This is a genomic window from Streptococcus sp. F2, assembly GCF_056500955.1.
Genome location: NZ_JBWKAI010000004.1, coordinates 43,714 through 70,028 on the forward strand (window position 1 = coordinate 43,714; position 26,315 = coordinate 70,028).

General features: G+C 38.8%; 27 protein-coding genes. 26 read left to right on the plus strand and 1 reads right to left on the minus strand.

What is annotated here, in order from left to right; genetic code table 11:
• Positions 1-312 precede the first annotated feature (312 nt).
• The 8 genes from pcrA (at position 313) to ACYTR8_RS02450 (ending at position 6,205) form a co-directional block, all read left to right on the plus strand.
• On the plus strand, positions 313-2,628 hold the full coding sequence (gene pcrA, locus ACYTR8_RS02415; protein ID WP_479641611.1) for a DNA helicase PcrA: 2,316 nt from the start codon (positions 313-315) through the stop codon (positions 2,626-2,628).
• A gap of 370 nt (positions 2,629-2,998) precedes the next feature.
• Positions 2,999-3,247: a GlsB/YeaQ/YmgE family stress response membrane protein gene (locus tag ACYTR8_RS02420; RefSeq protein WP_111716550.1), complete on the plus strand. Its 249-nt coding sequence runs from the start codon at positions 2,999-3,001 to the stop codon at positions 3,245-3,247.
• A gap of 60 nt (positions 3,248-3,307) precedes the next feature.
• Positions 3,308-3,889 (plus strand): alkaline shock response membrane anchor protein AmaP, encoded by a 582-nt coding sequence (amaP, locus tag ACYTR8_RS02425; RefSeq protein WP_111716547.1) that lies wholly within the window; start codon positions 3,308-3,310, stop codon positions 3,887-3,889.
• A 10-nt stretch (positions 3,890-3,899) separates the two neighbouring features.
• Positions 3,900-4,088, plus strand: a complete 189-nt coding sequence (locus ACYTR8_RS02430) for a DUF2273 domain-containing protein (RefSeq protein ID WP_003050987.1) — start codon at positions 3,900-3,902, stop codon at positions 4,086-4,088.
• A gap of 23 nt (positions 4,089-4,111) precedes the next feature.
• On the plus strand, positions 4,112-4,651 hold the full coding sequence (locus tag ACYTR8_RS02435) for an Asp23/Gls24 family envelope stress response protein (protein ID WP_003057774.1): 540 nt from the start codon (positions 4,112-4,114) through the stop codon (positions 4,649-4,651).
• Positions 4,652-4,691: 40 nt separating this feature from the next.
• Complete coding sequence (locus tag ACYTR8_RS02440; RefSeq protein WP_003050983.1) at positions 4,692-4,889, plus strand: CsbD family protein; 198 nt, start codon at positions 4,692-4,694, stop codon at positions 4,887-4,889.
• Between the two features lie 27 nt (positions 4,890-4,916).
• The gene (locus tag ACYTR8_RS02445) at positions 4,917-5,405 is read left to right on the plus strand and encodes an Asp23/Gls24 family envelope stress response protein (protein ID WP_003050981.1); all 489 of its coding nucleotides are present in this window, start codon (positions 4,917-4,919) and stop codon (positions 5,403-5,405) included.
• Positions 5,406-5,563: 158 nt separating this feature from the next.
• On the plus strand, positions 5,564-6,205 hold the full coding sequence (locus ACYTR8_RS02450) for a GntR family transcriptional regulator (RefSeq protein ID WP_138125703.1): 642 nt from the start codon (positions 5,564-5,566) through the stop codon (positions 6,203-6,205).
• Between the two features lie 114 nt (positions 6,206-6,319).
• On the opposite strand, the gene ACYTR8_RS02455 is transcribed toward ACYTR8_RS02450, so the two are convergent.
• Positions 6,320-6,871 (minus strand): TetR/AcrR family transcriptional regulator, encoded by a 552-nt coding sequence (locus ACYTR8_RS02455; protein ID WP_479641612.1) that lies wholly within the window; start codon positions 6,869-6,871, stop codon positions 6,320-6,322.
• A 119-nt stretch (positions 6,872-6,990) separates the two neighbouring features.
• On the opposite strand from ACYTR8_RS02455, the gene ACYTR8_RS02460 reads away from it, so the two are divergent.
• The 18 genes from ACYTR8_RS02460 (at position 6,991) to ACYTR8_RS02545 (ending at position 26,121) form a co-directional block, all read left to right on the plus strand.
• Positions 6,991-7,692 (plus strand): ABC transporter ATP-binding protein, encoded by a 702-nt coding sequence (locus ACYTR8_RS02460; protein WP_479641613.1) that lies wholly within the window; start codon positions 6,991-6,993, stop codon positions 7,690-7,692.
• Positions 7,693-7,704: 12 nt separating this feature from the next.
• Positions 7,705-10,347 carry an FtsX-like permease family protein gene (locus tag ACYTR8_RS02465; RefSeq protein ID WP_479641626.1) on the plus strand — a complete coding sequence of 881 codons (2,643 nt, stop codon included), beginning with the start codon at positions 7,705-7,707 and terminating at the stop codon, positions 10,345-10,347.
• A gap of 93 nt (positions 10,348-10,440) precedes the next feature.
• Complete coding sequence (locus ACYTR8_RS02470; protein WP_003057769.1) at positions 10,441-11,037, plus strand: restriction endonuclease subunit S domain-containing protein; 597 nt, start codon at positions 10,441-10,443, stop codon at positions 11,035-11,037.
• A gap of 10 nt (positions 11,038-11,047) precedes the next feature.
• Positions 11,048-12,004, plus strand: a complete 957-nt coding sequence (locus tag ACYTR8_RS02475) for an aromatic acid exporter family protein (RefSeq protein ID WP_269760027.1) — start codon at positions 11,048-11,050, stop codon at positions 12,002-12,004.
• A gap of 107 nt (positions 12,005-12,111) precedes the next feature.
• Positions 12,112-13,452 carry a DUF2130 domain-containing protein gene (locus ACYTR8_RS02480; RefSeq protein WP_479641614.1) on the plus strand — a complete coding sequence of 447 codons (1,341 nt, stop codon included), beginning with the start codon at positions 12,112-12,114 and terminating at the stop codon, positions 13,450-13,452.
• 115 nt (positions 13,453-13,567) lie between these two features.
• Positions 13,568-14,452: a tRNA pseudouridine(55) synthase TruB gene (truB, locus tag ACYTR8_RS02485; protein ID WP_479641615.1), complete on the plus strand. Its 885-nt coding sequence runs from the start codon at positions 13,568-13,570 to the stop codon at positions 14,450-14,452.
• Positions 14,453-14,479: 27 nt separating this feature from the next.
• Positions 14,480-15,412 (plus strand): bifunctional riboflavin kinase/FAD synthetase, encoded by a 933-nt coding sequence (locus ACYTR8_RS02490; protein WP_111716527.1) that lies wholly within the window; start codon positions 14,480-14,482, stop codon positions 15,410-15,412.
• A 42-nt stretch (positions 15,413-15,454) separates the two neighbouring features.
• Positions 15,455-15,859 carry a Spx/MgsR family RNA polymerase-binding regulatory protein gene (locus tag ACYTR8_RS02495; RefSeq protein WP_003050964.1) on the plus strand — a complete coding sequence of 135 codons (405 nt, stop codon included), beginning with the start codon at positions 15,455-15,457 and terminating at the stop codon, positions 15,857-15,859.
• Between the two features lies 1 nt (position 15,860).
• Positions 15,861-16,139 (plus strand): UPF0223 family protein, encoded by a 279-nt coding sequence (locus ACYTR8_RS02500; protein WP_065358606.1) that lies wholly within the window; start codon positions 15,861-15,863, stop codon positions 16,137-16,139.
• A complete protein-coding gene (locus tag ACYTR8_RS02505; RefSeq protein WP_479641616.1) occupies positions 16,129-16,908 on the plus strand; it encodes an inositol monophosphatase family protein in 780 nt (259 codons plus the stop codon). The genes ACYTR8_RS02500 and ACYTR8_RS02505 overlap by 11 nt, the downstream gene beginning before the upstream one ends.
• Positions 16,909-16,926: 18 nt before the next feature.
• Positions 16,927-18,234 carry an RsmF rRNA methyltransferase first C-terminal domain-containing protein gene (locus ACYTR8_RS02510; RefSeq protein WP_332460906.1) on the plus strand — a complete coding sequence of 436 codons (1,308 nt, stop codon included), beginning with the start codon at positions 16,927-16,929 and terminating at the stop codon, positions 18,232-18,234.
• A gap of 139 nt (positions 18,235-18,373) precedes the next feature.
• Positions 18,374-19,240 (plus strand): phosphate ABC transporter substrate-binding protein PstS family protein, encoded by an 867-nt coding sequence (locus ACYTR8_RS02515; RefSeq protein ID WP_269760031.1) that lies wholly within the window; start codon positions 18,374-18,376, stop codon positions 19,238-19,240.
• 10 nt (positions 19,241-19,250) lie between these two features.
• Positions 19,251-20,186: a phosphate ABC transporter permease subunit PstC gene (pstC, locus tag ACYTR8_RS02520; protein ID WP_022554676.1), complete on the plus strand. Its 936-nt coding sequence runs from the start codon at positions 19,251-19,253 to the stop codon at positions 20,184-20,186.
• On the plus strand, positions 20,176-21,063 hold the full coding sequence (pstA, locus tag ACYTR8_RS02525) for a phosphate ABC transporter permease PstA (RefSeq protein WP_111716518.1): 888 nt from the start codon (positions 20,176-20,178) through the stop codon (positions 21,061-21,063). The genes pstC and pstA overlap by 11 nt, the downstream gene beginning before the upstream one ends.
• 15 nt (positions 21,064-21,078) lie before the next feature.
• The gene (gene pstB, locus ACYTR8_RS02530; RefSeq protein WP_003050950.1) at positions 21,079-21,882 is read left to right on the plus strand and encodes a phosphate ABC transporter ATP-binding protein PstB; all 804 of its coding nucleotides are present in this window, start codon (positions 21,079-21,081) and stop codon (positions 21,880-21,882) included.
• Between the two features lie 12 nt (positions 21,883-21,894).
• Positions 21,895-22,653, plus strand: a complete 759-nt coding sequence (gene pstB, locus ACYTR8_RS02535) for a phosphate ABC transporter ATP-binding protein PstB (RefSeq protein ID WP_003057749.1) — start codon at positions 21,895-21,897, stop codon at positions 22,651-22,653.
• 77 nt (positions 22,654-22,730) lie between these two features.
• On the plus strand, positions 22,731-23,384 hold the full coding sequence (gene phoU / locus ACYTR8_RS02540) for a phosphate signaling complex protein PhoU (RefSeq protein ID WP_111716515.1): 654 nt from the start codon (positions 22,731-22,733) through the stop codon (positions 23,382-23,384).
• A 199-nt stretch (positions 23,385-23,583) separates the two neighbouring features.
• Positions 23,584-26,121 (plus strand): M1 family metallopeptidase, encoded by a 2,538-nt coding sequence (locus ACYTR8_RS02545; protein ID WP_479641617.1) that lies wholly within the window; start codon positions 23,584-23,586, stop codon positions 26,119-26,121.
• The last annotated feature ends 194 nt before the right edge of the window (positions 26,122-26,315 follow it).

The window sequence follows — 26,315 nt, forward strand, 5'->3', positions numbered from 1 at the left end:
CAAACAGTCCCGTCCAATAGGTGGACACCTGAGAGTATAACTCCTTCGGCGAAATAACTTTCTTCTCCTGCATGACATCATTCGGTTTATTAAATTATGTCTATCATACCGGAAAATACGAATGAAGTCAATCAAAATAGAGGAATAATAAGGAATTTTTTGAGAAACCGTTATCATTATGAGCCGCTTATCGCTAAAAAGGGACAAATCTTCTCAGAGGTATTTGAGATCTCCTTTGCTATTTTACAAAGAAACGTGATATAATTTTAGGGTTACTAAAAGAGATGTTAAGGAAAAAATTGAGGAGAAAACATGAATCCTTTATTAAATGGAATGAATGATCGACAGGCTCAGGCGGTTCAAACAACCGAAGGTCCCTTACTCATTATGGCAGGAGCGGGATCCGGTAAGACACGGGTTTTAACCCACAGAATGGCTTACCTCATTGATGAAAAATTCGTGAACCCATGGAATATATTAGCCATCACCTTTACCAATAAAGCTGCGCATGAAATGAAAGAAAGGGCCTTGGCTTTAAATCCAGCTACTAAGGACACATTGATTGCAACTTTCCACTCCATGTGTGTACGGATTTTACGGCGTGAAGCGGATCATATAGGCTACAATCGTAATTTTACCATCATTGATCCAGGTGAGCAACGAACCTTGATGAAACGCATTTTGAAGCAACTTAATCTGGATCCTAAAAAGTGGAATGAACGTTCTATTTTAGGAACCATTTCAAATGCTAAAAATGATTTACTTGATGAGAAGGGATACGAGGCGCAGGCTGCTGATATGTATAGTCAAATAGTAGCGAGATGTTACAAAGCTTATCAGGAAGAATTACGACGTAGTGAAGCATTGGACTTTGATGATTTAATCATGATGACTCTACACCTTTTTGATAGTAATCCTGACGTATTAGCTTATTACCAGCAGCGCTACCAATACATTCATGTGGACGAGTATCAAGATACCAACCATGCCCAATATCAATTAGTCAAGTTGCTAGCCTCTCGCTTTAAAAATATTTGCGTTGTTGGAGATGCTGATCAGTCTATCTATGGTTGGCGGGGAGCTGACATGCAAAATATTCTTGATTTTGAAAAAGATTACCCAGATGCTAAGGTAGTGCTTTTAGAAGAAAACTATCGCTCTACCAAGAAAATTCTGCAAGCAGCTAACGACGTGATTAACAATAACCGTAATCGCCGTCCTAAGAAACTTTGGACACAAAATGCAGACGGGGAACAACTGGTTTATTATAGGGCAAATGATGAGCGAGATGAGGCAGTATTTGTCGCTTCTACCATTAGCAACATGGCTCAAGAGCTCGGGAAAAACTTCAAAGATTTCGCTGTTTTATATCGTACCAATGCCCAATCCCGTACGATTGAAGAAGCGCTCTTAAAATCCAACATTCCTTACACCATGGTTGGCGGAACTAAGTTCTATAGCCGTAAAGAAATTCGCGACTTAATTGCCTACTTAACGATTGTCGCTAACCCAGCTGATAATATTTCCTTTGAGCGGATTGTGAATGAACCTAAACGAGGTGTTGGTCCAGGAACGCTTGATAAACTGCGTCAGTTTGCTTATGAAAGCAATCAATCTTTATTAGAAGCTGCTTCAAACCTCTTCATGTCACCTTTAAAAGGAAAAGCTGCGCAGGCCATGATGGATTTGGCAGGCATCTTAAATCAATTACGACAAGATTTAGAGACCATGAGTATCACTGACTTAGCAGAAGCTTTGTTAGAAAAAACAGGCTATTTAGATAGCTTACGCCTGCAAAATACTTTGGAAAGTCAGGCTCGCATTGAGAATATCGAAGAGTTCTTATCTGTTACCAAAAATTTTGACGAGTCAAGTGCCTCTCAAGAAGACGAAACCGGTGTTGATCGCTTGGGACGTTTTTTAAATGATTTAGCACTGATTGCTGATACAGATGATTCCCAAGCAGAAGCTGCTGAAGTAACCTTAATGACCCTACATGCTGCCAAAGGTTTGGAGTTTCCTGTTGTTTTCTTAATTGGTATGGAAGAAGGTGTCTTCCCCTTATCACGGGCTTCGGAAGATCCTGATGAATTAGAGGAAGAAAGACGCTTGGCCTATGTGGGGATAACAAGGGCAGAAGAAGTTCTCTTTATGACTAATGCCAATACCAGAACCCTCTTTGGAAAAAGTAGTTATAACCGTCCAACACGGTTCTTAAAAGAAATTTCAGAAGAATTACTCTCTTATCAAGGGTTGGCAAGACCAGCACAATCTTCATTTGGTGTGCGTTTCTCTACTGACAAACACACACAGTTTGGACAAGGGATGAGTCTATCAGAAGCTCTCCAAGCTCGAAAGGCTCAGGCTCAAGTAAGACAATCACCACAGCCAATGCAGGCACGTATGATATCATCAGCTTCAACTAGCTCAGGTTTACCGTTTGGTTCTAATCGCTCTTTAGAAGAGGTCACTTGGCAGATAGGCGATATCGCTCACCATAAAAAATGGGGAGATGGCACTGTGCTGGAGGTTTCAGGATCTGGAAAAACGATGGAATTGAAAATCAAATTCCCAGAAGTTGGGTTAAAGAAATTACTAGCAAGTGTTGCTCCTATTGAGAAAAAATAAGAAAAATGAGTTTCCTACTATATAAGTACGTAGGGAGCTTGTTTTTTTATTTTCTTTATAAGAGACGTTCTCAAATAAAAATTAAAAAAATTTTAAGTTTTAGGAGCATATCAGTTGCATTTCACATCTAAAGGTGTATAATAACAATATAAATTAAATAACGAGTGGTCACTTTACAAAAACTCTGTGATAAAGGATTTGTATTCGTTTTATAAGTATCTTTATTCTGACGAATAAAAGAACTAACACTTCATAATTTGGTTTATATAGTCACTTGAAAAGTGATTATTGTTGACAATAACTCGAAGCATGATTACGGTCATGTTTCATCGGACAATAGATACGGGAGTATCTGAAAAGGAGAATTATTATGGGACTTATTTGGACATTACTCGTTGGTGCACTTATTGGTGTTATTGCTGGAGCTCTTACTAAAAGAGGTGGATCAATGGGCTGGATTGCTAACATTGCAGCTGGTTTAATTGGTTCTTACGTTGGTCAAGCCCTACTTGGTGCATGGGGACCTTCATTAGCTGGTATGGCTTTGATTCCATCTATCATTGGTGCAGTTATCGTCGTGATTATCACTTCTTTTGTACTAAGTAAAACTAACAACTAGTTCCTCTACTTTACTTGTAAATAATGACAATAAAGTCGATTAAGTAGGAAAGAGGTTCGTATGTCAAAATTTTTAAAAATAACATATAGTCTCATCGGCCTCGTCCTATTATCCATCCTCGGATGGGTAATAGGGACGACCGGAGATTATGTTAGCTTACCTTATAGCTATCGCTGGTTAAGTTGGGACATTGATAGACTTCCCAATTTCCTAGATCCAGCTTTATACTATTATTATTTCTGGGCGGCGATTGTGATGTTTGTGCTCGTCTTAATCATCCTTTTAGCCGTTATTTTTTACCCTCGTACTTATACTGAAATTCAATTGCGTAACAAGAATGGAAAACTCTTGTTGAAAAAATCTGCTATTGAAAATTATGTTGCAACTGCTATTAAAGTAGCGGGGCTCATGCCTAATCCTAACGTTAATGCTAAACTCTATAAGCGTAAATTTAAAATTGATGTTAGCGGGCAATTAGCGTCACGAGTAGGCGTAACTGACCAAGTTAACGGGATTAAAGAAGGTATTGAGACAGGTTTGAAAGAATTCTTTGGACTTGATCGCCCGGTCAATTTCAAGGTTTATGTGAAAGAAATTGCTGATTCTGACCGCAAGCATGTTGCAAGGAAACGTGTAGAATAGGAGATGTCTGATGGAATTTTATGAAAGATTCAAGTATCCCATTATTGGGGGGCTGGTAGGGTTAATCATTGCCATATTGCTCATGTCTTTTGGCCTATTTAAAACACTGCTAGCAATCATTTTTATTCTCTTAGGAGTATATGGCGGCCTGTATGCCAAGAAAACGGGAATCATCGATCAATTTCTTGGTCGTAAGTAAATAATCAACAAAGGAGACATATCATGACTGAAACATATATTAAGAATACAACTAAAGATTTAGCACCGTCTATTCGTGGTGAATTGACTTATGAAGACAAAGTAATTGAAAAAATTGTCGGTTTGGCTCTTGAAAACGTTGATGGTTTACTAGGTGTTAACGGTGGCTTCTTAGCTAATTTAAAAGATAAATTGGTTAATACAGAATCTGTTCGTGACGGCGTGAATGTTGAAGTTGGTAAAAAACAAGTTGCCGTTGATTTGGATATTGTGGCAGAGTACCAAAAACATGTTCCAACTATTTATGACGCTATTAAATCTATCGTTGAAAAAGAAGTTAAGAAAATGACAGATTTGGACGTTATTGAAGTTAACGTCAAGGTAGTTGATATTAAAACAAAAGCACAATTTGATGCTGAAAAAGTAAGTTTACAGGATAAAGTGACTGATATGGCACGTTCAACCTCTGAATTTACAAGTCACCAAGTTGAAAATGTGAAAACATCAGTTGGGGCAGGAGTTGAAAAACTTCAAGATCAACAAGCTGAACCACGTGTTCAGTAATAGTAATACTTGAACGAAATACTTTGAAGGAGGATTTGCTATGTCAGATGAAAAATGGAATGCAAAATTGGACCAAGCTGGTGGTAAACTAAAAGAAGGTCTTGGTAAAGTTTCTGGAGATAAATCTTTGGAGACCGAGGGCAAGGTTGACCAGGTAGCTGGAAAAGTGAAAGAAGTCGCGGCAGATGCCAAAGATTCCTTAAAAGGGCTCAAGAAGGGCTTAGACGATAACAAATAGACAACAAATAACAATAAAGGAGACACGATGGAAACAAATCAGATTAAAAGTACACTTACCTATGACGACAAAGTGATTGAAAAAATTGTCGGCCATGCCTTAGAAAATGTCGGCGGTTTGCTGGCTGTGACAGGTGGATTTTTCTCAAATATCAAAAATAATTTGGTGAATTCTGATTCTGTTACAGACGGTGTTTCGGTTGAGGTCGGAACTAAGGAAGTTGCCGTAGATCTCGCCATTGTCGTAGAGTATGGCAAAGATATCCCAGCTATTGTTGAATCTATCAAAGCTATTGTTGCCCAAAATGTAGCTAGCATGACACATCTTAAGGTTATTGAGGTAAATGTGAATGTTGTTGATATTCGTACCAAAGCTGAGCATGAGGAAGCTAGTGTTACCGTTCAAGATCGTGTGACTAGTGCCGCTTCATCGACCTCACAATTTGTATCTGAACAAGCTGGAAAACTAAAAGATACTGTTTCTAATACTGTTACTAGTGATGAAGCAGCTAAATAAGTAAACTTGCATAGCAAAATTGCTAAGTGTTAACATTATGGGGCTGGTTATCAACCAGCTTCTTTTTGTTACGGTAAGAAAATGATGATTGTTTTATAAGGAGAAATGTGTTTTAATTAATAGGAACATGAAAGAATGTTAAGTTAAGGAGTATAATGATGCCAAACCGTAAAAAGGAGATAAAAAGCTCAAAGTATCAAAAAATTGCTATTTCAGTAGCTGAACGTATTGCAAAAGGAGAATATGAAGTAGGAGAAAAATTAAAGTCAAGAACGACAATAGCATCTACCTTTAATGTATCTCCGGAAACAGCTCGCAAAGGGTTAAATATCTTAGCAGACTTAAAGATTCTTACCCTAAAGCATGGGAGTGGAGCAATTGTCTTATCAAAAGAAAAAGCTATTGACTTTATTAATCAGTATGAGTCAACACATTCCATCGCTATGATCAAAGAAAAGATTCGAGACACTATTCATGAGCAAGAGAGAGCTATGGAAAAAATGGCTATCTTGGTTAATGATTTCTTAATGCAAAGTCAATCCATTAGTAAGCAGTATCCGCTAGCGCCTTATGAGATTATTTGTAACAATGACTCAGAACACTTTGGAAAATCCATTGGTGCCCTCAATATTTGGCATCAGACAGGTGCAACTATTGTTGCTATTGAACACAATGGTACCTTTGTTATTTCACCTGGCCCTTATTCAGTTATCGAAAAAGGGGATCATATTTATTTTGTAGGAGATGAGTCAGTGATTTCACGAATGAAGACCTTCTTCAATTTACGAAAAGGCTTATGAGTTTGAGGATATCCTCAAACTTTTTGATTTTTAGAAATGAAAAAAGCATCATCTATCTTACTCAAACTTGTGATGTCACACATACATGAGGAAAGAAAAGATTTGGATGCTTTTTTAGGATGGTAGTGAATCAAGAGCAACTGTTTTGAGAATAATATCAGTAACATCTTGAGGAGATTCCTGATAGCCGTTATTAATCCAGTAGGTAATAATGCTTTCAATACTTGCTAAATAAACTTCTAAGGCATAAGGGTAAGGAATATGATATTGATTCACAACAATGATCTGGAACTCCTCGATAGTGGTCAAAAATTGATAACAGAAATCTTTAATCAATTGAGGAAAATTTAAATAAGACGTTGTTGCTAGTGCAGTTACAAACTCTCGATGCAAGAGAAGGTAAGATAAAGTCTGTATCAGAACGGCTCTTGTATCGGTATAAATGCCTGTTTGGTTTAACAGACAATACAAGTCATCTAAGGTCTCGTTTTTCAACTGATTCATCATGTCAAATTTATCTTTGTAATGAAGGTAAAAAGTGCCACGGTTAATACCAGCCTTTTGAGTAAGGTCAGAAACCGTGATGTCTTCGAAATGTTTTTCAGCTAGTAAAGCCGTGAGTGCAGCTTTTAAATAAGTTTTGGTTTCAGTTTTTCTTTGTGTCATGTAGAAGAGCTCCTTAAATCAACAGTTGCTTAGGATTTGTCCTTGTTAAATAGTTGAGGCCATTATATAATAAGTTTGTACTTAAATCAACACTATGTTCATATAAAGGAGAGAACCTCATGGCATTCATTGAAATGAAAAAAGTGTCAAAATCCTATAGGGTTGGAGAATCCCTTGTACATGCTAATCGTGACGTTTCTTTTGACATTAACCAAGGGGAATTAGTGGTCATCCTAGGAGCATCTGGTGCAGGTAAGTCCACAGTGTTAAACATCTTAGGAGGAATGGATACTGCAGATAATGGTCATGTTTTCATCGATGGTAAGGACATTGTAAGTTATAACTCTCGTGCCTTAACAGAGTATCGCCGTAATGATATTGGTTTTGTTTTTCAATTTTACAATTTGGTCCCTAATTTAACAGCCAAAGAAAATGTAGAGTTGGCTGTTGATATTGTATCGGATGCTTTAGATCCTGTAACGATGTTAAAGGAAGTTGGACTTGGTCATCGCCTAAATCATTTTCCAGCACAGTTATCAGGTGGAGAGCAGCAGCGTGTTTCTATTGCGCGAGCTCTAGCAAAAAATCCTAAGCTGTTACTTTGCGATGAGCCAACAGGTGCCTTGGATTATCAGACTGGAAAACAAATTCTAAACCTTTTGCAACAGATGGCACATAATAAGGGAACTACTGTTCTTATTGTCACTCATAATGCTGCGATTGCTCCCATTGCTAATCGTGTAATCCATCTTCATGATGCACAGGTTACTAAGATCACTGTCAATGAAGTACCTGCTAGCATTGACACGATTGATTATTAAGAGGCTTTTATGATGATAACGAAAACTTTATGGAAAGATATGATAAGAGCTATTAAAAAGAGTAAGGGGCGTTTCTTTTCCTTAATGTGTTTAATGGCTTTAGGATCTTTTGCTCTGGTTGGGCTGAAAGTTACAGGTCCAGATATGGAACGCACAGCTAGTCATTATCTTGAAAAGCAACAGGTTATGGATATGGCAGTCCTAGCTTCTCATCAATTTTCTCAAGAAGATCGCAAAGAGCTGAATATCCTAAAGGATGTGGTTTTAGAATACGGTCACCTCGTAGATCTTAATATAACAAACGACCAGCAAGCTCTTAGGTTATACAGTCTTCCAAATAAGCTGTCAAAACCACTTTTGGTTGAGGGGCATTGGCCAAAGCAAGACACAGAAATTGTCTTATCGACTGCACTTGAAAAAAGCTATCAGCTAGGAGACACGATAAGGGTAACACCGCCTAGTAAAGGGCTACTGACTTCAGAGCGGTTTCGAGTTGTCGGCTTTGCCCATTCTTCTGAACTTTGGTCCAAAAGCAATTTAGGGGGGGCTTCGGCAGGTGATGGTAGCCTCTATGCTTATGCTTTTAGTCGGCCCAACGTTTTTAAAGGAGATGCCAATATTCTACGTCTCCGATTTAATAATCTTCGTTTTGCGAACGCCTTTTCTAAACAATACCGTCAAACTGTAACTCAAAACCAGACGACGTGGGATCAGCTACTCCAAGACAATAGCCAACGCCGTTACGAGGAACTACAAGGTCAATATAAACTTGCTTTAACGAATGGCAAAGCAAAACTACAGTCTGAGCAAGCAACCTTAGCGGCTAGAGAACAGGAATTAGGTTTTCTTAAGGGTAGTGCTTTGCAAGAAGCTAAGAACCAACTAGAACAAGCTCATAAGGTATTGGAACAGGAAAAAAGTCGTTTAAGACAGGTTGAACTGGCTCAAAGTAAGCTAGAAAGACCACATTATACCACCTACAATCGATCAACACTGCCAGGTGCAGAAGGTTATCGCACTTATGCGACTTCCATAAGTTCTATTTCAAATGTGGGAAATATTTTTCCCTTAGTTCTCTATTTAGTAGCTGCGCTAGTGGCTTTTACCACCATGACGCGTTATGTGGATGAAGAAAGAACAACCTCAGGTCTTTTAAAGGCTCTCGGTTATTCTAATAGGGAGATCAGCTTAAAATTTTTAGGTTATGGTCTACTAGCTAGTTTTTTAGGAACCAGCTTAGGGATTCTTGGAGGGACTTATGTTTTACCAGCCTTGATTTCAGACATTTTGACGGCACCACTGACTATCGGAAAAACGCACCTTTATTTTTATGATGCTTATAGCGCCTTAGCTTATTTACTGGCCCTATTGTCGACTGTCTTACCAGCTTACCTTGTTGTGAAGAAAGAGTTATTCCTCAATGCGGCTCAGCTGTTACTTCCTAAGCCTCCAAGCAAAGGCGCTAACATATGGTTAGAGCATATCACTATTATTTGGAAACGTCTCTCGTTTAGTCATAAAGTTACTATTCGCAATATATTTCGCTATAAACAAAGGATGCTAATGACCATTATTGGTGTTGCAGGCTCGGTTGCTCTCTTGTTTGCAGGATTAGGCATTCAATCGTCTTTAGCAAAGGTTATTGACCATCAATTTGGAGAATTAACGACCTATGATATTTTAGCAGTAGGTGCAAGCAAGTCAACACTAGCAGAAGAGGCTTCTTTACAAAAGGTTCTCACCGGAAAGGAAATAGCAAGACAAAAAAAGATTTCTTATGCTCAGCTAACTCTTCCTATAAAAGGTATTACTGATAAGCAAACGATTTCTATTCTCTCAACCCCAGCTAAAACACTCTCTCCCTATGTTAATTTGTTAGATAGTCAAAAGCAAAAAGCCGTTGCTATTCCAAAGTCTGGGGTCTTGATTTCTGAGAAATTAGCCTCTTATTACCATGTAAAAGCAGGGGATGAACTGTGGCTTCAGGATAATGGTCTCGAAAACGATAAGATAAAGCTTAAAGTTAAGCAGGTTATTGATATGACTGTTGGGCATTATCTGATCATGTCGGATACTTATTATGCTAAACAGTTTAATAATTTAGAGACTAGCCCTGCTTATTTTATTAATCTAAAAGACTCATCCCACAAGAAGGTCAAACAGCTTGCTAGTAAAATGCTGAGCTTAAAAGCCATTACAGTGGTGTCACAAAATGCTAACCAGATCCAAGCAGTTCAGCTGATGGTTGCTTCTTTGGACCAGGTTATGTCTCTCCTAGTTATCGTGTCTGTTTTATTAGCTATTGTTATTCTTTACAATTTAACCAGTATTAATATTGCTGAGCGTATTAGAGAATTATCAACCGTTAAGGTGCTTGGTTTTTATGATAAAGAAGTGACCTTCTACATTTACCGGGAAACTATTTCCTTATCGCTGATAGGCATTTTGATAGGAATTCTTCTAGGGAAAGCACTACATACCTATATCATGAGAATAATTTCTACAGGGGATATTCAGTTCGGCAATAAGGTTGATGGCTATGTCTACTTGGTTCCTATTGTCATTATTTTGAGTTTATTGCTAGTATTAGGGATTTGGGTTCATCAGCATCTTAAGAAGGTGGACATGTTAGAAGCTTTAAAATTAATTGACTAGGTGGTTAAAATGGTGGTTAAAAAATAGCTCTTGAAATGTAGGATAGAATATGATAGTATCTAAATACTATATTCTAATAGAAAGATACTAAACATGAACAATAACATTGAGGCCTACTTAACAAATGGCAAAGAAAAGGTAGCGTTAGGCGAGGCTGTAGACTGCTTTAAAGGAAAAGCAGTGTCGAGTAAGGCAGAGCCCGGTGATGTGGGATTGATTAATTTATCGGACATGGGAACCTTAGGGATTCAATATCACCAATTAAGAACTTTCCAGATGGATCGTCGACAACTCTTGCGTTACCTTTTGGAAGACGGAGATGTCTTAATCGCCTCTAAGGGAACCCTAAAAAAAGTCTGTGTTTTTCATAAGCAAAATCGAGATGTGGTGGCATCATCAAATATCACTGTCTTACGCCCTCAAAAACTGTTAAGGGGCTACTATATCAAGTTCTTTTTGGACTCACCTATTGGTCAAGCGCTCTTGGACGCAGCGGACCATGGCAAAGATGTGATCAATCTCTCAACGAAAGAATTGTTGGATATTCCAATTCCCGTTATTCCCTTAGTGAAACAGGATTACTTGATTAATCACTACTTGAGAGGATTAACAGATTATCATCGTAAACTCAAGCGAGCAGAACAGGAATGGGAATATATTCAGAATGAAATCCAAAAAGGATTAGGTTAGGAGTCTTGTCATGGGTTCAGTTGAACGTACATTAAAAATGACCTTGGCTACCGTTGTTGCTATTTTAATTGCCTACCAACTTCATTTGGATTATGCGATTTCAGCAGGGATCATTGCCTTATTAAGTGTTTTAGATACCCGTAAGTCCAGTTTGGTAGTCGCTAGGAATCGCTTGCTATCTTTTTTCCTGGCTTTCGGGATTGCGATGATTTGCTTTAGCCTTTTTGGCTACACAACGCTAGCCTTAGCTCTCTATCTAGTGGTTACTATCCCCTTACTTTATCGTTTTGGAATTGAAGCAGGGCTGGTGCCTATTACTGTCCTAGTCACTCACTTAATTGCTGAGAAAAGTATTCAGTTGCCAGTCTTATGGAATGAATGTTTACTTTTCTTTATAGGAACTGGAGTTGCCCTACTTTTCAATACTTACATGAGTTCTCAGGATAAAGAGATTCGACGTTACCATCAAATAGTTGAGGATGATTTAAAGGCTATCTTGTATCGTTTTGAAGAGTTTTTATTGGAAGGACAAGGGCAAAATGATGGGGTGATGGTTAAGGGACTAGATAAGACTTTAGAGGAAGCACTTCAGTTAGTTTACCGTGAGCGTCACAACAGACTGTTCCATCAAACAAACTATCAAGTGCATTATTTTGAAATGCGACGCCAGCAAAATAGATTATTAGGACAAATGGCTATTAATGTTGATAAGATTACTAGTCAGAGTCGAGAAAGTATTCTCCTATCACATCTTTTTCATGAAACAGCTTGTCAGTTAAGTGAAGAAAATTCGGCTTTAACCTTGATTGATGATATCGAACAATTACTTGAAACCTTTCGTCAACGGGACCTTCCTCAAACTCGGGAGGAATTTGAGCGACGTGCGGTTTTATTTCAGCTCTTACAAGACTTAGAGCGTTTTATATTATTAAAGGTAGAGTTTTATCAGGATTATCAAAATGAGTAAATCTCTCTATATATATAGATTGGACACCTCTATCTATGACGGCTTGGGACTTAACTTCCTGAGCTTTTTTGCTATAATAAAAAGAAGAATCTCAGAATGGAGACAAGATGAACGAAATTAAATGCCCTCATTGTCATACCCTATTTACTATCAATGAATCAGAGTATAGTCAATTATTGGAACAAGTCAGAGGGCAAGCCTTTGATGAAGAATTGCAAAAACGGTTAACCAATGAGATAGCCTTGCTGGAAGAAAAAGCGAAACATCAGTTGCACGAGGTTGTCGCAAAAAAAGAAACAGCTATTACCAGCTTGACAAACCAATTAGAGCAAATTGAAAAAGAACAAGCCTATCTCAGACAAGAAGAATTGGCGAAGAAAGACCAAGAAATCGCAGCCTTAGTAGCAAAATTAGATAAATTAGCCTCACAAAATGCTTTGGAACTGGCCAATCAATTAGCTGAGAAGGATAAAGAAGTGGTTAGTTTGACCAATCAGCTGGACAAATTAGCACTTGAAAAAGATGCCACGTTCCAGTCAAAGCTTGCTACAATCGAAAAAGAACGCGATGGGATCAAGAACCAATTGGCGCTTCAAGCTAAAGAAAGTGAATTGTCGTTGGCTTCGGTGCGCAGCGATTACGAAGCCCAGCTAAAAGCTGCTAACGAGCAAGTTGAATTTTATAAAAATTTCAAAGCTCAGCAATCTACCAAAGCAATAGGAGAGAGTCTAGAACTCTATGCTGAAACTGAGTTCAATAAAGTAAGAAGTTATGCTTTTCCCAATGCTAGCTTTGCTAAAGATAATCAATTGTCTAGTCGTGGGTCAAAAGGGGACTATATTTACCGTGAGGTTGATGCCAACGGTGTAGAAATCCTCTCTATCATGTTTGAAATGAAAAACGAGGCAGACACCACCAAAACAAAACATAAAAATAGGGATTTTTTCAAGGAGTTAGATAAAGACCGTCGCGAAAAAGATTGTGAGTATGCTGTCTTGGTAAGCATGTTAGAAGCTGATAATGATTACTACAATACAGGAATTGTTGATGTCAGTCATGAGTATCAAAAGATGTATGTGGTTCGTCCTCAACTCTTTATCCAGTTGATAGGGATTCTGCGAAATGCGGCCATGAATAGTTTACATTATAAGCAAGAGTTGGCCTTGGTTAAGGAACAAAATATTGACATCACTCACTTCGAAGAGGATTTGGAACAATTTAAGAATGCCTTTGCTAAGAACTATCAGTCTGCCAGCAATAACTTTAAAAAGGCTATTGACGAGATTGATAAATCGATTAAACGCATGGAGGAAGTGAAACGCTTTTTAACCACTAGTGAAAATCAGTTACGCTTAGCTAATAATAAATTAGATGATGTTTCAGTTAAAAAACTGACCCGCCAAAACCCAACCATGCGAGAGAAATTTGAAGCCCTCAAGGACCAGTAAGCCTGAAAGTGAGTCTTTCCCTGCTAAAATTGGTTAAGCGTTTATTTTGGCAAAATTGATGATAAAGCGGTAGAATAGAATCAGTAACAATTACTAATTAGAGAGAAAAATAGACATGATAAATGGAATCATTAATTTAAAAAAAGAGGCCGGCATGACCTCTCATGACGCAGTTTTTAAATTACGAAAGTTATTACAAGAGAAAAAGATTGGACATGGAGGGACCTTAGATCCTGATGTGGTCGGTGTTCTACCAATTGCAGTTGGTAAGGCTACTCGTGTGATTGAATACATGACAGAAGCTGGTAAAGTTTATGAAGGGCAAGTTACTCTCGGTTACTCAACAACGACTGAGGATGCTAGTGGAGAGGTAGTTGCGAGGTCCTCTTTGCCAGCGACGCTAACAGAAGAACTCGTTGATCAAACGATGACGACTTTCCTTGGAAAAATCACACAGACCCCACCTATGTATTCAGCCGTAAAGGTTAATGGCCGTAAATTATACGAGTATGCGCGTGCTGGTGAAAGTGTCGAACGTCCTAGAAGAGAAGTGACCATTTCCCAATTTGAACGCACCAGCCCTTTAAATTTTACTGAAGACGGTCTCTGCCGATTCTCTTTTAAAGTTGCTTGTAGCAAGGGAACTTATGTGCGGACCTTAGCAGTTGATTTAGGTCGAGCTCTAGGGGTAGAGAGTCACATGTCCTTCTTGCAGCGATCAGCTTCAGCAGGATTAACCCTGGAGACTGCCTATACTTTGGGAGAAATTGCTGAGTTATTGTCTCAGAATGACATGCGCTTTTTATTGCCGATTGAATACGGAGTCAATGACTTACCTAGAATGGTGATTGACGAACACGAGATGACGGAAATTTCATATGGCCGACGACTTGCCTTGCCTAGTCAGGAACCGTTATTAGCAGTCTTTCATGTCGAAAAATTAATTGCCATTTTAGAAAAACGTGATTCAGATTATAAACCACGAAAAGTTCTCATTTAAAACTATCAATATGTAGAATGGAAAATTATGGACATTGAATATATTAAAGGCTATCAGGATATTCATCAAGAAGAAGACACCATATTAGTGTTGGGGTACTTTGATGGCTTACATCGAGGGCATAAGGCCTTATTTGATAAAGCTCAAGAAATTGCAAGAGCGGAAAACTTAGCAGTCGTGACCTTAACGTTTAACGAATCTCCTAGACTAGCGTTTTCTCGATTTTTACCTGATTTGCTACTTCATATTACTTATCCAGAAAAACGGCATGAAAAATTTGCAGAGTACGGTGTTGATCGGTTGTATCTGATTGATTTCACGTCTGCCTTTTCAATGGTATCTTCGGATGATTTTATCGCCCATTATATCAAACGTCTCAAAGCTAAACATATAGTTGTTGGGTTTGATTATAAATTTGGTCATAATCGTACGGATAGTGATTATTTAGAGCGAAACTTTGAAGGTAATGTTTACACGATTCCAGAAGTCACCGAGGATCAGGAAAAGATTTCCTCAACACGTATTAGGAAATTAATCTTAGAAGGTGAAGTGGCAAAAGCGAATCAATTGTTAGGCTATGAGCTATCTACTCGGGGAATGGTTGTACACGGTGACGCGCGCGGTCGAACCATTGGTTTTCCAACAGCTAATTTGGCTCCTATTGATAGGACCTACTTACCAGCTGATGGTGTTTATGTAACAGACGTACTTGTTAATGGGAAAAAACACCGTTCCATGACGAGTATTGGAAAAAATGTTACTTTTGGCGGAAAGGAGTTGCGTTTAGAAGCTAATATTTTCGGTTTTGAAGGAGATATTTACGGCGAATCCATCGAGATTATTTGGTTAGACAAGATTAGGGACATGGCTAAATTTGATGGCATTGAAGATTTAGTAGAGCGGTTAGAACTTGATAAAGAAACTGCACTAAATTGGAAAAAAGATAGCCAACTGATTTAATTTTTTGTATAATAAGGTAAGTAAAATTGACAGAGGAAAAATATGGTTACCTTATTTTTATCACCCAGTTGCACGAGTTGCCGCAAAGCAAGAGCGTGGCTAGTAAAACACGAAGTTGACTTTCAAGAACATAATATTATCACAAGCCCATTGAGCCGTGACGAACTCATGTCCATTCTTTCTTTTACAGAAAACGGGACGGAAGATATTATTTCCACGCGTTCGAAAGTCTTTCAAAAACTTGATATTGATGTGGAAGAACTGTCGATTTCAGATTTAATCGACTTAATTGCTAAAAACCCAAGCCTTCTTCGCCGTCCTATCATTATGGATAAAAAACGCATGCAAATCGGATTTAACGAAGACGAAATTAGAGCCTTTTTACCAAGAGATTACCGTAAACAGGAATTACGTCAAGCGACTATAAAAGCAGAGATTGAGGGATAATATGTCAGGTAATTATCATTATCCACTTGACTTGAGTTGGAGCACTGAAGAAATTTCCTCAGTGCTTCATTTTTTGACCAGAGTGGAATTAGCTTACGAGGACAAGGTTAAGGCAGAAGACCTTTTAGAGAGTTACAAAGCCTATAAAGAGATTGTCAGAAGCAAAGCGCAAGAAAAGCAAATCGACCGTGATTTCCAAAAAGCAAGTGGTTATTCCACTTATCAAGCGGTTAAAAAAGCAAGGGCTATAGAGAAAGGATTCTTTTCACTTGGAAACTAAATACGCATTTGCCAAGCAAATCATTAGAGAAGCTGGGCAATTTATCAAAAGTAAGATGACGCAACAGTTAGACATACAAGTGAAAGCGCAATCTGATGATTTGGTGACAAATGTGGATCAAGACACTCAACAATTCTTGATTGACCGTATCAAGTCGTCTTATCCTGATGATGCTATTTTAGCTGAAGAAAATGATGTCCGTCATCCAATTAATCAAGGAAATGTTTGGGTGATTGATCCCATTGATGGCACCGTTAATTTTATCGTCCAAGGGTCACAGTTTGCTATCATGATTGCCTATTATGAAGAAGGTCAAGGCCAATTTGGTCTCATTTATGATGTCATGGCAGGTCAATTGCTAGCTGGTGGAGGTCACTTTGATGTCACTTTAAACGGTGATAAGTTGCCTATCTACCAAGAAAAGCCTTTAGAGCGTAGTTTAATTGGCTGCAATGCAGGGATGTTTGCTAGGAATGATAACAACCTTGCCAATCTGATTTCCCACACTCTAGGAGTAAGGGTCTATGGCGGAGCAGGTATTTGCATGGTCAAGGTGATGAAGCAGGATTTATTAGCCTATTTTTCAACCATTCAACCATGGGACTACGCAGCCGCAAAAGTGTTGGGTGAAAAGTTGGGGTATGTTCTTTTAACTTTGAACGGTCAGGAACCTGACTTTGCATCACGCCAAAAAATAATGTTTGTTCCAAAATGTCAGCTCACTAAGATTGAGTCTTTTTTAAAAACTGACTCATCTATCACAGAATAATAAATAGTAGTAAAAATGATGCCATTACCAAAAGAATTTATTGATATTTATCACTCTATCTTAGGCCATGAAACTCAAGCCTTTTTGGCTAGTTTTCAACAAGAAGCGGTAAATGCTTTTCGGGTTAATCCTTTAAAAAAACAGTCCAAATCCTTTGAAGATCCCATCCCCAATACACTATGGGGATATTATGGAAAAGTCTCTGGCAAGTCACCAGAACATGTTTCTGGTTTAGTTTATTCGCAAGAACCGGCTGCTCAAATGGTAGCCCAAGTAGCGGCTCCCAAAAAGGGTAGCCGTGTTTTAGACTTGGCAGCTGCACCAGGAGGAAAATCAACTCACTTACTTTCTTATTTAGATAACACCGGACTTCTTGTCAGCAATGAAATTTCTAAGAAGCGCAGTAAGATTTTGGTTGAGAATATTGAACGCTTTGGGGCACGAAATGTCATTGTAATGAACGAATCCGCAGATCGTCTTGCAAAGGTCTTTACACAATACTTTGATATGATTGTTTTTGATGGTCCATGTTCTGGTGAGGGAATGTTTCGTAAAGACCCAGATGCCATTCAGTATTGGCACCAAGATTACCCTGCAGAGTGTGCTGTCCTTCAAAAGTCCATCTTAGAAGATACCTTATCAATGTTGAAACCTGGCGGAGAGTTAATCTATGCCACCTGTACCTGGTCTTTTGAAGAAAACGAAGGGGTAGTCAAATGGTTATTAGAGACTTATGACTTTTTAGAATTGGTCGACATTCCCAAAGTAAATGGAATGGTAGAAGGAATTGCTTTTTCAGAACCTGCGAGAATGTATCCGCATCGCTATAAAGGAGAAGGGCAATTTGTTGCCAAGTTCAAGGATAAGCGTCCACCTGAGTCTGTACCAAAGCGTAAAGTGCCGAAAAGCAACTTGAACAAGGAACAACTGCAACTTTGGAAAACTTTCGAAAAAAACCATTTAAACCTAGTGTTGTCAGGGACTCTGCAAACCTTTGGTGATTACTTATATCTCCTACCAGATGGGCTTCCAGCTTTAGAGGGCCTAAAAATTGCTCGAAATGGTTTAGAATTGGGAGTCTTCAAAAAGAAACGGTTTGAACCTTCCTATGCTTTAGGAGTGGCTCTGCATTCTAACGACGTGAAATCCTCCATTACGTTAACAGAGGATGATTTTAAGCGCTATGTCTCTGGTCATACCATCAGCTTATCTCAATACTATCCAACGGGATGGTACCAGTTACTTATCGATGGCAATGGGTTAGGTTTTGCTAAAGTTGTCGATAAGACCGTTAAAAATCATTTCCCGAAAGGGCTTCGTTTTTAGCGCAAAAAATGAGATTAAAATGTTACAAATTTAAATAAAAAATTCTTTCAAAGCATAGGTAGATATGTTACTATAAAGAATATGTGGAATTTAGTTTCTACATATATACCCTTTATTTTTACGAATAGGAAATACAATAATGAAAATGAAAAAGAAATTCTTTTTGTTAAGTCTTTTGGCCCTATCAACTCTCTTTTTATCTGCATGTTCTAGCTGGATTGATAAAGGTGAGTCGATAACTGCCGTAGGATCAACAGCGCTACAACCCTTAGTGGAAGCAGCAGCTGATGAATTTGGAAGCAGTAACCTAGGGAAATCAGTTAATGTGCAAGGAGGTGGCTCAGGTACAGGATTATCTCAAGTCCAATCAGGAGCTGTCCAAATTGGTAATAGTGATGTCTTTGCGGAAGAAAAAGATGGGATTGATGCTAACAAACTAGTCGATCATCAAGTTGCTGTTGCTGGTCTTGCTGTCATTACCAACTCTAAAGTTAAGGTTTCCAACCTTAGTAGCCAGCAGTTACAAAAGATTTTTTCAGGGGAATACACTAACTGGAAACAAGTTGGGGGCCAAGATCTTGAGATTTCAGTTATTAATCGTGCGGCGAGTTCTGGCTCACGTGCAACGTTTGACAGTGTTATCATGAAAGGGGTCAACGCTAAACAAAGTCAGGAACAAGATTCCAACGGGATGGTTAAGTCAATAGTTTCTCAGACACCAGGCGCTATTTCGTACCTCTCATTCGCCTATGTTGATTCCTCAGTGAAGTCATTACGATTAAATGGTTTTAAGGCGGATGCAAAAAATGTTGTGACAAATGATTGGCCAATCTGGTCTTACGAACACATGTATACTAAAGGTAAACCAACAGGACTGACCAAAGAATTTCTCGACTACATGTTATCAGATGAAGTCCAAAACAAAATCGTTACCCATATGGGCTATATTTCGACAACTGACATGAAAGTCATCAAAACCCATGATGGCAAAGTCATGGATAAATAATGGGGGAATTATGAAAAATCAGGAATTGGCTAAAAAATTAGTCTCACCATCAAAGAATTCAAGGCTAGAAACCTTTGGCCGTACCATCACGTTTTTGTGCTTGGCTTTGATTGTTTTTATCGTTGCGATGATTCTAATCTTTGTTGCTCAGAAAGGTCTGTCAACTTTCTTTGTGGACAAGATCAATCTTTTTGATTTCTTATTTGGTAAAGAATGGCAACCTAGTGTCAAAAATGCAGCTGGTGTTCCTTATCTTGGAGCGCTCCCAATGATTACAGGGTCTTTTTTGGTCACTATTTTATCTGCTATTATTGCAACACCATTTGCCATTGGAGCAGCTGTCTTTATGACGGAAATTTCACCCAAATATGGCGCTAAGCTATTACAACCTGCAGTGGAACTTTTGGTAGGCATCCCTTCCGTGGTATATGGGTTTATTGGCTTACAAGTGATTGTTCCTTTTATGCGCTCTATATTTGGTGGTACAGGTTTCGGGATTTTATCTGGGGTTTGTGTCTTATTTGTTATGATTTTACCAACCGTAACCTTTATGACAACAGATAGTTTGCGCGCTGTGCCTCGTCATTACCGTGAAGCATCGATGGCTATGGGAGCAACACGTTGGCAAACCATTTGGCGTGTTGTTCTTAATGCAGCTCGTCCAGGTATTTTTACTGCCATTATTTTCGGGATGGCGAGAGCTTTTGGTGAAGCCTTAGCCATTCAAATGGTCGTCGGTAACTCTGCTGTAATGCCAAGTTCACTAACGACACCAGCCGCAACCTTAACGTCTGTCTTGACAATGGGTATTGGTAACACGGTTATGGGAACTGTTCAAAATAATGTCCTTTGGTCACTTGCTTTAGTCTTGTTATTAATGAGCCTAGCTTTCAATTCCCTTGTCAAATTAATCACGAAAGAGAGAAAGAGAAATTATGAACGCTAAAAAAGTCGATAAATTAGCGACTGGTACCCTCTATACCATTGCTGGAATTATTGTAGCTATTTTGGCTTCCTTAATTCTGTATATTCTTGTCCGTGGCTTGCCACACATCAGCTGGTCCTTTTTAACAGGAAAATCGTCTTCGTACGAAGCTGGTGGGGGAATTGGTATCCAGTTGTATAATTCCTTCTTCCTATTGATTGTTACCTTGATTATTTCCATTCCTCTTTCAACAGGAGCGGGGATTTACTTGGCTGAATATGCCAAGAAAGGATCTGTTACCAACTTTATTAGAACCTGTATTGAGATTTTGTCTTCTCTACCATCTGTGGTTGTGGGGCTCTTTGGTTACTTGATTTTCGTTGTGCAGTTTGAATATGGCTTTTCTATTATTTCAGGAGCTCTTGCTTTGACGGTCTTTAACCTTCCTCAAATGACCCGTAACGTTGAAGATAGTTTACTTCATGTACACCACACACAACGTGAAGCAGGATTAGCTTTAGGCCTATCACGCTGGGAAACAGTCTTCCATGTGGTTATTCCAGAGGCATTGCCAGGAATTGTCACTGGTATTGTTTTGGCTTCTGGCCGTATTTTTGGTGAAGCAGCAGCGCTCATTTATACTGCAGGTCAATCAGCACCTGCTCTTGATTGGTCAAATTGGAACCCGCTTAGTGTCACCAGTCCAATCTCTATCTTCCGTCAATCGGAAACCCTAGCTGTTCATATTTGGAAAGTTAACAGTGAAGGAACAATCCCTGACGCCACACTTGTTTCCGCAGGAAGTGCAGCAGTACTGTTAGTCTTTATTCTTTTGTTTAACCTTTCAGCTCGCTTTATTGGGAAGAAACTTCATTCTAAAATGACAGCAGCGAAATAAGATATTGGAGAAATCATGACAGAATATAATTGGAATGAACGTCATATCATCACATTCCCTGAAGAAACGATTGCTCTAGCTACCAAGGATTTACATGTCTACTATGGTGCGAAGGAAGCTATCAAAGGGATTGATATGCAGTTTGAAAAAAATAAAATTACCGCCTTGATTGGTCCGTCTGGATGTGGCAAATCAACTTATCTTCGCAGTCTTAACCGTATGAATGATACCATTGATATTGCCAAGGTTACAGGTGAAATCCTTTATCAAGGGATTGATGTTAACCGTCAAGACATGAATGTCTACGAAATTCGGAAGCATTTGGGAATGGTTTTCCAAAGACCTAATCCTTTTGCAAAATCCATTTATAAAAACATTACCTTTGCCCACGAAAGAGCTGGTGTTAAAGACAAGAAAGTTTTGGATGAAATTGTTGAGACTTCACTGAAACAAGCTGCACTTTGGGACCAAGTGAAAGATGATCTTCATAAATCAGCCTTTACCTTGTCAGGTGGGCAACAACAACGCTTATGTATTGCGAGAGCTATCTCTGTGAAACCTGATATTCTTTTAATGGATGAACCAGCCTCAGCCTTGGATCCAATTGCAACGATGCAACTGGAAGAAACCATGTTTGAATTGAAGAAAAATTACACCATTATTATTGTGACACATAACATGCAGCAAGCTGCTCGCGCTAGTGACTACACTGCCTTCTTCTATTTGGGCGACCTCATTGAATACGATAAGACACGTAATATTTTCCAAAATGCGAAATGTCAGTCAACAAACGACTATGTTTCCGGGCACTTTGGTTAGAAAGGGGACATGATGACAGAACCTATTTTACAAATCAGAGACCTTTCTGTTTACTATAACCAAAAGAAAACATTAAAAGATGTCTCTTTGGATTTTTATCCAAATGAAATAACAGCTTTAATTGGACCTTCTGGATCTGGGAAATCTACTCTCTTGAGGTCTATCAATCGTATGAATGATTTGAACCCCGAAGTGACGATTACTGGGTCAATCGTTTATAATGGTCACAATATTTATAGTCCAAGAACAGATACTGTCGATTTACGAAAAGAAATTGGAATGGTTTTTCAACAGCCGAATCCATTCCCAATGTCTATTTATGAAAATGTTGTTTATGGATTGCGCTTAAAAGGTGTTAAGGACAAGGCAATTTTAGACCATGCCGTTGAAAGTTCTCTCAAAGGGGCTTCGATTTGGGATGAAGTAAAAGACCGTCTACACGATTCTGCGGTCGGCCTCTCAGGAGGTCAGCAACAGCGTGTCTGTGTTGCGAGGGTGCTTGCAACAAGTCCTAAAATCATTCTTTTAGATGAACCTACCTCGGCTCTCGATCCAATTTCAGCTGGTAAAATCGAAGAAACTCTTTTCTCTTTGAAAAAAGATTATACCATGGTTATCGTTACCCGCTCCATGCAACAGGCATCACGTTTATCAGACCGGACAGGTTTCTTCTTAGAAGGAGATTTACTAGAATTTGGCCCTACAAAAGCTATGTTCATGAACCCTAAACGTAAAGAAACTGAAGATTACATCTCTGGTAAATTTGGCTAATCATCACTAGTAGATGGTTGTGTCCAACACCAGTTAGCCCTATAGCAATGATCAAGAAATCATAGAAAGTTAAACCGATGTTAAGAACGAAATTTGAAGAAGAATTAGACAAGTTACACAATCAATTTTACTCGATGGGGACAGAAGTATTGGCCCAAATCAATAAAACGGTACGTGCTTTTGTAAGCCATGATCGTGAATTGGCCAAGGAAGTTATCGAAGAGGATGATACCATCAATGAATTTGAAACCAAGTTGGAAAAGAAGTCGCTTGAAATCATCGCTTTACAACAACCCGTTTCAAATGACCTTAGAACCGTCATCACTGTTTTGAAAGCCTCAAGTGATATTGAACGTATGGGAGATCATGCTTCATCGATTGCTAAGGCCACCATTCGTATGAAGGGTGAAGAGCGTATCCCAGTGGTTGAAGAACAAATCAATCTGATGGGTAAAGCCGTTAAACACATGGTTGAAGAAGCCTTGAACGCCTACATCAATGCGGACGATGCTAAGGCTTATGAAATTGCAGCTTCTGATGAAGTAATTGATAACTATTTCCGTGAAATCCAGGCTTTGGCAGTAGAGGAAATCCGTAAATCTCCAGACACTGTTTTTGCAGGTAAAGAGTACTTCCAAGTTTTAATGTATTTGGAACGTATCGGGGACTATGCTCGTAATATTTGTGAGTGGATTGTTTACCTCAAAACTGGAAAAATTATTGAATTATAAGAAAATATGCTATAATGGGACTGGGAAAAACTTGCCAGTCCCTAATTTTATACGAAATAGGCAAGTTAAATAGAACCAACAAGATAAACTGGCTTTTGCCAATCGTGATTTTGCTGGGCTAACAAGGAAAGAAGACAAAGGTGATATTTGATATCATCTCTTAGCCTACTATTCCTTGTTATTAGAATTAAGGAGTTATATGAAGACAGTAGAACATCTCATCGAGACATTTGTCCCTGAAAACTATAATATCTTTTTAGATATCAACCGTCAGACAAAAACATTTACAGGGAATGTTGCGATTAATGGTGAAGCTTTAGATAATCATGTGGCTTTCCACCAAAAAGATTTAGATATCAAGTCTATTTTACTCGATAACGAAGCTATTGTTTATCAAGTAGATAACGACAATGAAGTTGTTCGTGTTGAATTGCCAGAGACGGGAATGATGACACTTGTTATTGAGTTTTCAGGTCATATCACAGATAATATGACAGGGATTTACCCGTCATATTACACTAAAGATGGTGTGAAAAAAGAAGTGATTTCAACTCAGTTTGAAAGTCACTTTGCACGTGAAGCCTTCCCATGTATTGATGAACCACATGCAAAAGCGACCTTTGACTTAAGTTTGACCTTTGATCAAGTAGCTGGTGACATCGCCTTATCTAACATGCCAGAAATCAATGTCGATCGCCGTGAGGAAACTGGCCTTTGGACATTTGATACCACTCCGAGAATGTCATCTTACTTGCTAGCCTTTGCTCTAGGGAATCTTCATGGAAAGACTGTAAAGAGTAAAAGAGGAACTATTGTAGGTGCCTATGCCACTACAGCTCATCCCCTTAGTTCTCTTGATTTTTCATTAGACATTGCTGTACGTGCTATTGATTTTTATGAAGATTATTTTGGTGTTCATTATCCTATTCCGCAATCACTTAATATTGCCCTTCCAGATTTCTCATCTGGTGCCATGGAAAACTGGGGCTTGATCACTTACCGCGAGATTTATTTGCTCGTTGATGATAACGCTACAGCTCAGAGTAGACAACAGGTGGCCCTTGTTGTCGCACATGAGATTGCTCACCAATGGTTTGGTAATTTAGTTACCATGAAGTGGTGGGATGACCTTTGGCTGAATGAAAGTTTTGCCAATATGATGGAATATGTGGCTATTGACGCTATTGAGCCATCTTGGAACATATTTGAAGATTTTCAAACAGGAGGCGTTCCATTAGCTTTGAAACGCGATGCCACTGATGGTGTGCAATCTGTCCATGTAGGTGTCAATCATCCAGACGAGATTAATACCTTGTTTGATCCTGCTATTGTTTACGCCAAAGGTAGCCGTCTCATGCACATGTTACGTCGATGGATTGGGGATCGTGATTTTGCCGCGGGCTTACAACACTATTTTGACAAGCATCAGTACCGTAATACCGTTGGACGTGACCTGTGGGATGCCTTGTCGGACGCTTCAGGAAAAGATGTAGCTGCCTTTATGGACGCTTGGCTAGAACAACCAGGCTATCCTGTGTTAACCGCTCGTCTTGATAATGACCAACTGATTCTGAGCCAAAAACAATTCTTTATTGGTGAAGGGAAAGATCAAGGTCGCCTCTGGCCGATTCCACTCAACAGCAATTGGAAAGGCCTCCCTGAAACTCTAACAGAAGCTGAAGTTATCATTCCAAACTTTAGTCAATTAGCAGCTGAAAACCAAGGAGCACTAAGGTTCAATACAGAAAATACTGCTCATTATATCACGGACTACCAAGGGTCATTATTAGATGCCTTAGTAACTGATTTGTCCCACCTAGACAATACCTCTGCTCTTCAAGTTATTCAAGAGCGCCGATTATTGGCTGATAGTGGCTTGATTTCTTACGCAGAATTGGTAGACTTGGTTGCCCAATTAGATACTCCTAAGTCTTACATGGTAGCTGAAGCTGTGCAACAAGTTGTCACTGGATTGAAACGCTTTGTGGATGAAGGAAGTTTGGCTGAGAAATCCTTTAACCGTCTTGTAACGTCTATTTATCAGGAAGATTTTTACCAGCATGGTTTTGAGAAAAAAGTAGACGAATCAGACCAAGATGAAATGGCGCGTCAAGTTGCGTTAGGCCAGTTATGGTCAGCAGATAATCAAGCTGTTATTGATGGTGCTAAAGCTATTTTTGAAGCACATACTGATAATCTTTCAAGCATCCCAGCTGCTGTTCGCCGCTTGGTTCTAGCTAATCAGATGAAACATTTCGAGACTGAACAGTTAGTGGATACTTACTTCGACACTTACGTAGTGACAACTGATAACAACTTACGTAATGACTTGACGGTTGCTTTAAGTAAAACCAGTCAGTCATCAACCTTAAAACGTATCTTGGTGAGCTTGAAAGACAAAGATATTATCAAACCTCAAGACTTATCATTCTGGTACAATGCACTGCTGGGACAATCTTTCACTCAAGAAACCATCTGGGAATGGGCGAGAGAGAACTGGAACTGGATCAAAGCCGCCCTTGGTGGAGACATGAGTTTTGATAAATTTGTCATTTACCCTGCAGGTAATTTTAAAACCCAAGAGCGTTTAGATGAATTTAAAGCCTTTTTTGAGCCTCAACTAGAGGATATGGCTATTAGTCGTAATATTGCGATGGGAATTAACGAGATTGAAGCACGCGTTGCTCTTATTGCTAAAGAAAAAGCAGCTGTTATAGAAGCTCTCAGTCATTATTAAAACCATAAAAAGAGTTGGAGAGCCTTATCCAGCTCTTTTCCCTTAATCTAATCGTCATATCTTTAATTAGAATAGAAAAATAGTGTCAACGTTTAGTAAAGGTTAAGCTTTCTATGATATAGTCTCAATAGAAATGAAATAAAGTAAGAACGTCATAAACGATTGTCTTAGCTGCTTTAGTGACGTTGATAAGA

What these genes read in the sequence shown, in the direction of transcription:
- pcrA (WP_479641611.1), top strand. Translation starts at nt 313, where the DNA reads ATGAATCCTTTATTAAATGGAATGAATGATCGACAGGCTCAGGCGGTT.
- ACYTR8_RS02420 (WP_111716550.1), top strand. Translation starts at nt 2,999, where the DNA reads ATGGGACTTATTTGGACATTACTCGTTGGTGCACTTATTGGTGTTATT.
- amaP (WP_111716547.1), top strand. Translation starts at nt 3,308, where the DNA reads ATGTCAAAATTTTTAAAAATAACATATAGTCTCATCGGCCTCGTCCTA.
- ACYTR8_RS02430 (WP_003050987.1), top strand. Translation starts at nt 3,900, where the DNA reads ATGGAATTTTATGAAAGATTCAAGTATCCCATTATTGGGGGGCTGGTA.
- ACYTR8_RS02435 (WP_003057774.1), top strand. Translation starts at nt 4,112, where the DNA reads ATGACTGAAACATATATTAAGAATACAACTAAAGATTTAGCACCGTCT.
- ACYTR8_RS02440 (WP_003050983.1), top strand. Translation starts at nt 4,692, where the DNA reads ATGTCAGATGAAAAATGGAATGCAAAATTGGACCAAGCTGGTGGTAAA.
- ACYTR8_RS02445 (WP_003050981.1), top strand. Translation starts at nt 4,917, where the DNA reads ATGGAAACAAATCAGATTAAAAGTACACTTACCTATGACGACAAAGTG.
- ACYTR8_RS02450 (WP_138125703.1), top strand. Translation starts at nt 5,564, where the DNA reads ATGCCAAACCGTAAAAAGGAGATAAAAAGCTCAAAGTATCAAAAAATT.
- ACYTR8_RS02455 (WP_479641612.1), bottom strand. Translation starts at nt 6,871, where the DNA reads ATGACACAAAGAAAAACTGAAACCAAAACTTATTTAAAAGCTGCACTC.
- ACYTR8_RS02460 (WP_479641613.1), top strand. Translation starts at nt 6,991, where the DNA reads ATGGCATTCATTGAAATGAAAAAAGTGTCAAAATCCTATAGGGTTGGA.
- ACYTR8_RS02465 (WP_479641626.1), top strand. Translation starts at nt 7,705, where the DNA reads ATGATAACGAAAACTTTATGGAAAGATATGATAAGAGCTATTAAAAAG.
- ACYTR8_RS02470 (WP_003057769.1), top strand. Translation starts at nt 10,441, where the DNA reads ATGAACAATAACATTGAGGCCTACTTAACAAATGGCAAAGAAAAGGTA.
- ACYTR8_RS02475 (WP_269760027.1), top strand. Translation starts at nt 11,048, where the DNA reads ATGGGTTCAGTTGAACGTACATTAAAAATGACCTTGGCTACCGTTGTT.
- ACYTR8_RS02480 (WP_479641614.1), top strand. Translation starts at nt 12,112, where the DNA reads ATGAACGAAATTAAATGCCCTCATTGTCATACCCTATTTACTATCAAT.
- truB (WP_479641615.1), top strand. Translation starts at nt 13,568, where the DNA reads ATGATAAATGGAATCATTAATTTAAAAAAAGAGGCCGGCATGACCTCT.
- ACYTR8_RS02490 (WP_111716527.1), top strand. Translation starts at nt 14,480, where the DNA reads ATGGACATTGAATATATTAAAGGCTATCAGGATATTCATCAAGAAGAA.
- ACYTR8_RS02495 (WP_003050964.1), top strand. Translation starts at nt 15,455, where the DNA reads ATGGTTACCTTATTTTTATCACCCAGTTGCACGAGTTGCCGCAAAGCA.
- ACYTR8_RS02500 (WP_065358606.1), top strand. Translation starts at nt 15,861, where the DNA reads ATGTCAGGTAATTATCATTATCCACTTGACTTGAGTTGGAGCACTGAA.
- ACYTR8_RS02510 (WP_332460906.1), top strand. Translation starts at nt 16,927, where the DNA reads ATGCCATTACCAAAAGAATTTATTGATATTTATCACTCTATCTTAGGC.
- ACYTR8_RS02515 (WP_269760031.1), top strand. Translation starts at nt 18,374, where the DNA reads ATGAAAATGAAAAAGAAATTCTTTTTGTTAAGTCTTTTGGCCCTATCA.
- pstC (WP_022554676.1), top strand. Translation starts at nt 19,251, where the DNA reads ATGAAAAATCAGGAATTGGCTAAAAAATTAGTCTCACCATCAAAGAAT.
- pstA (WP_111716518.1), top strand. Translation starts at nt 20,176, where the DNA reads ATGAACGCTAAAAAAGTCGATAAATTAGCGACTGGTACCCTCTATACC.
- pstB (WP_003050950.1), top strand. Translation starts at nt 21,079, where the DNA reads ATGACAGAATATAATTGGAATGAACGTCATATCATCACATTCCCTGAA.
- pstB (WP_003057749.1), top strand. Translation starts at nt 21,895, where the DNA reads ATGACAGAACCTATTTTACAAATCAGAGACCTTTCTGTTTACTATAAC.
- phoU (WP_111716515.1), top strand. Translation starts at nt 22,731, where the DNA reads ATGTTAAGAACGAAATTTGAAGAAGAATTAGACAAGTTACACAATCAA.
- ACYTR8_RS02545 (WP_479641617.1), top strand. Translation starts at nt 23,584, where the DNA reads ATGAAGACAGTAGAACATCTCATCGAGACATTTGTCCCTGAAAACTAT.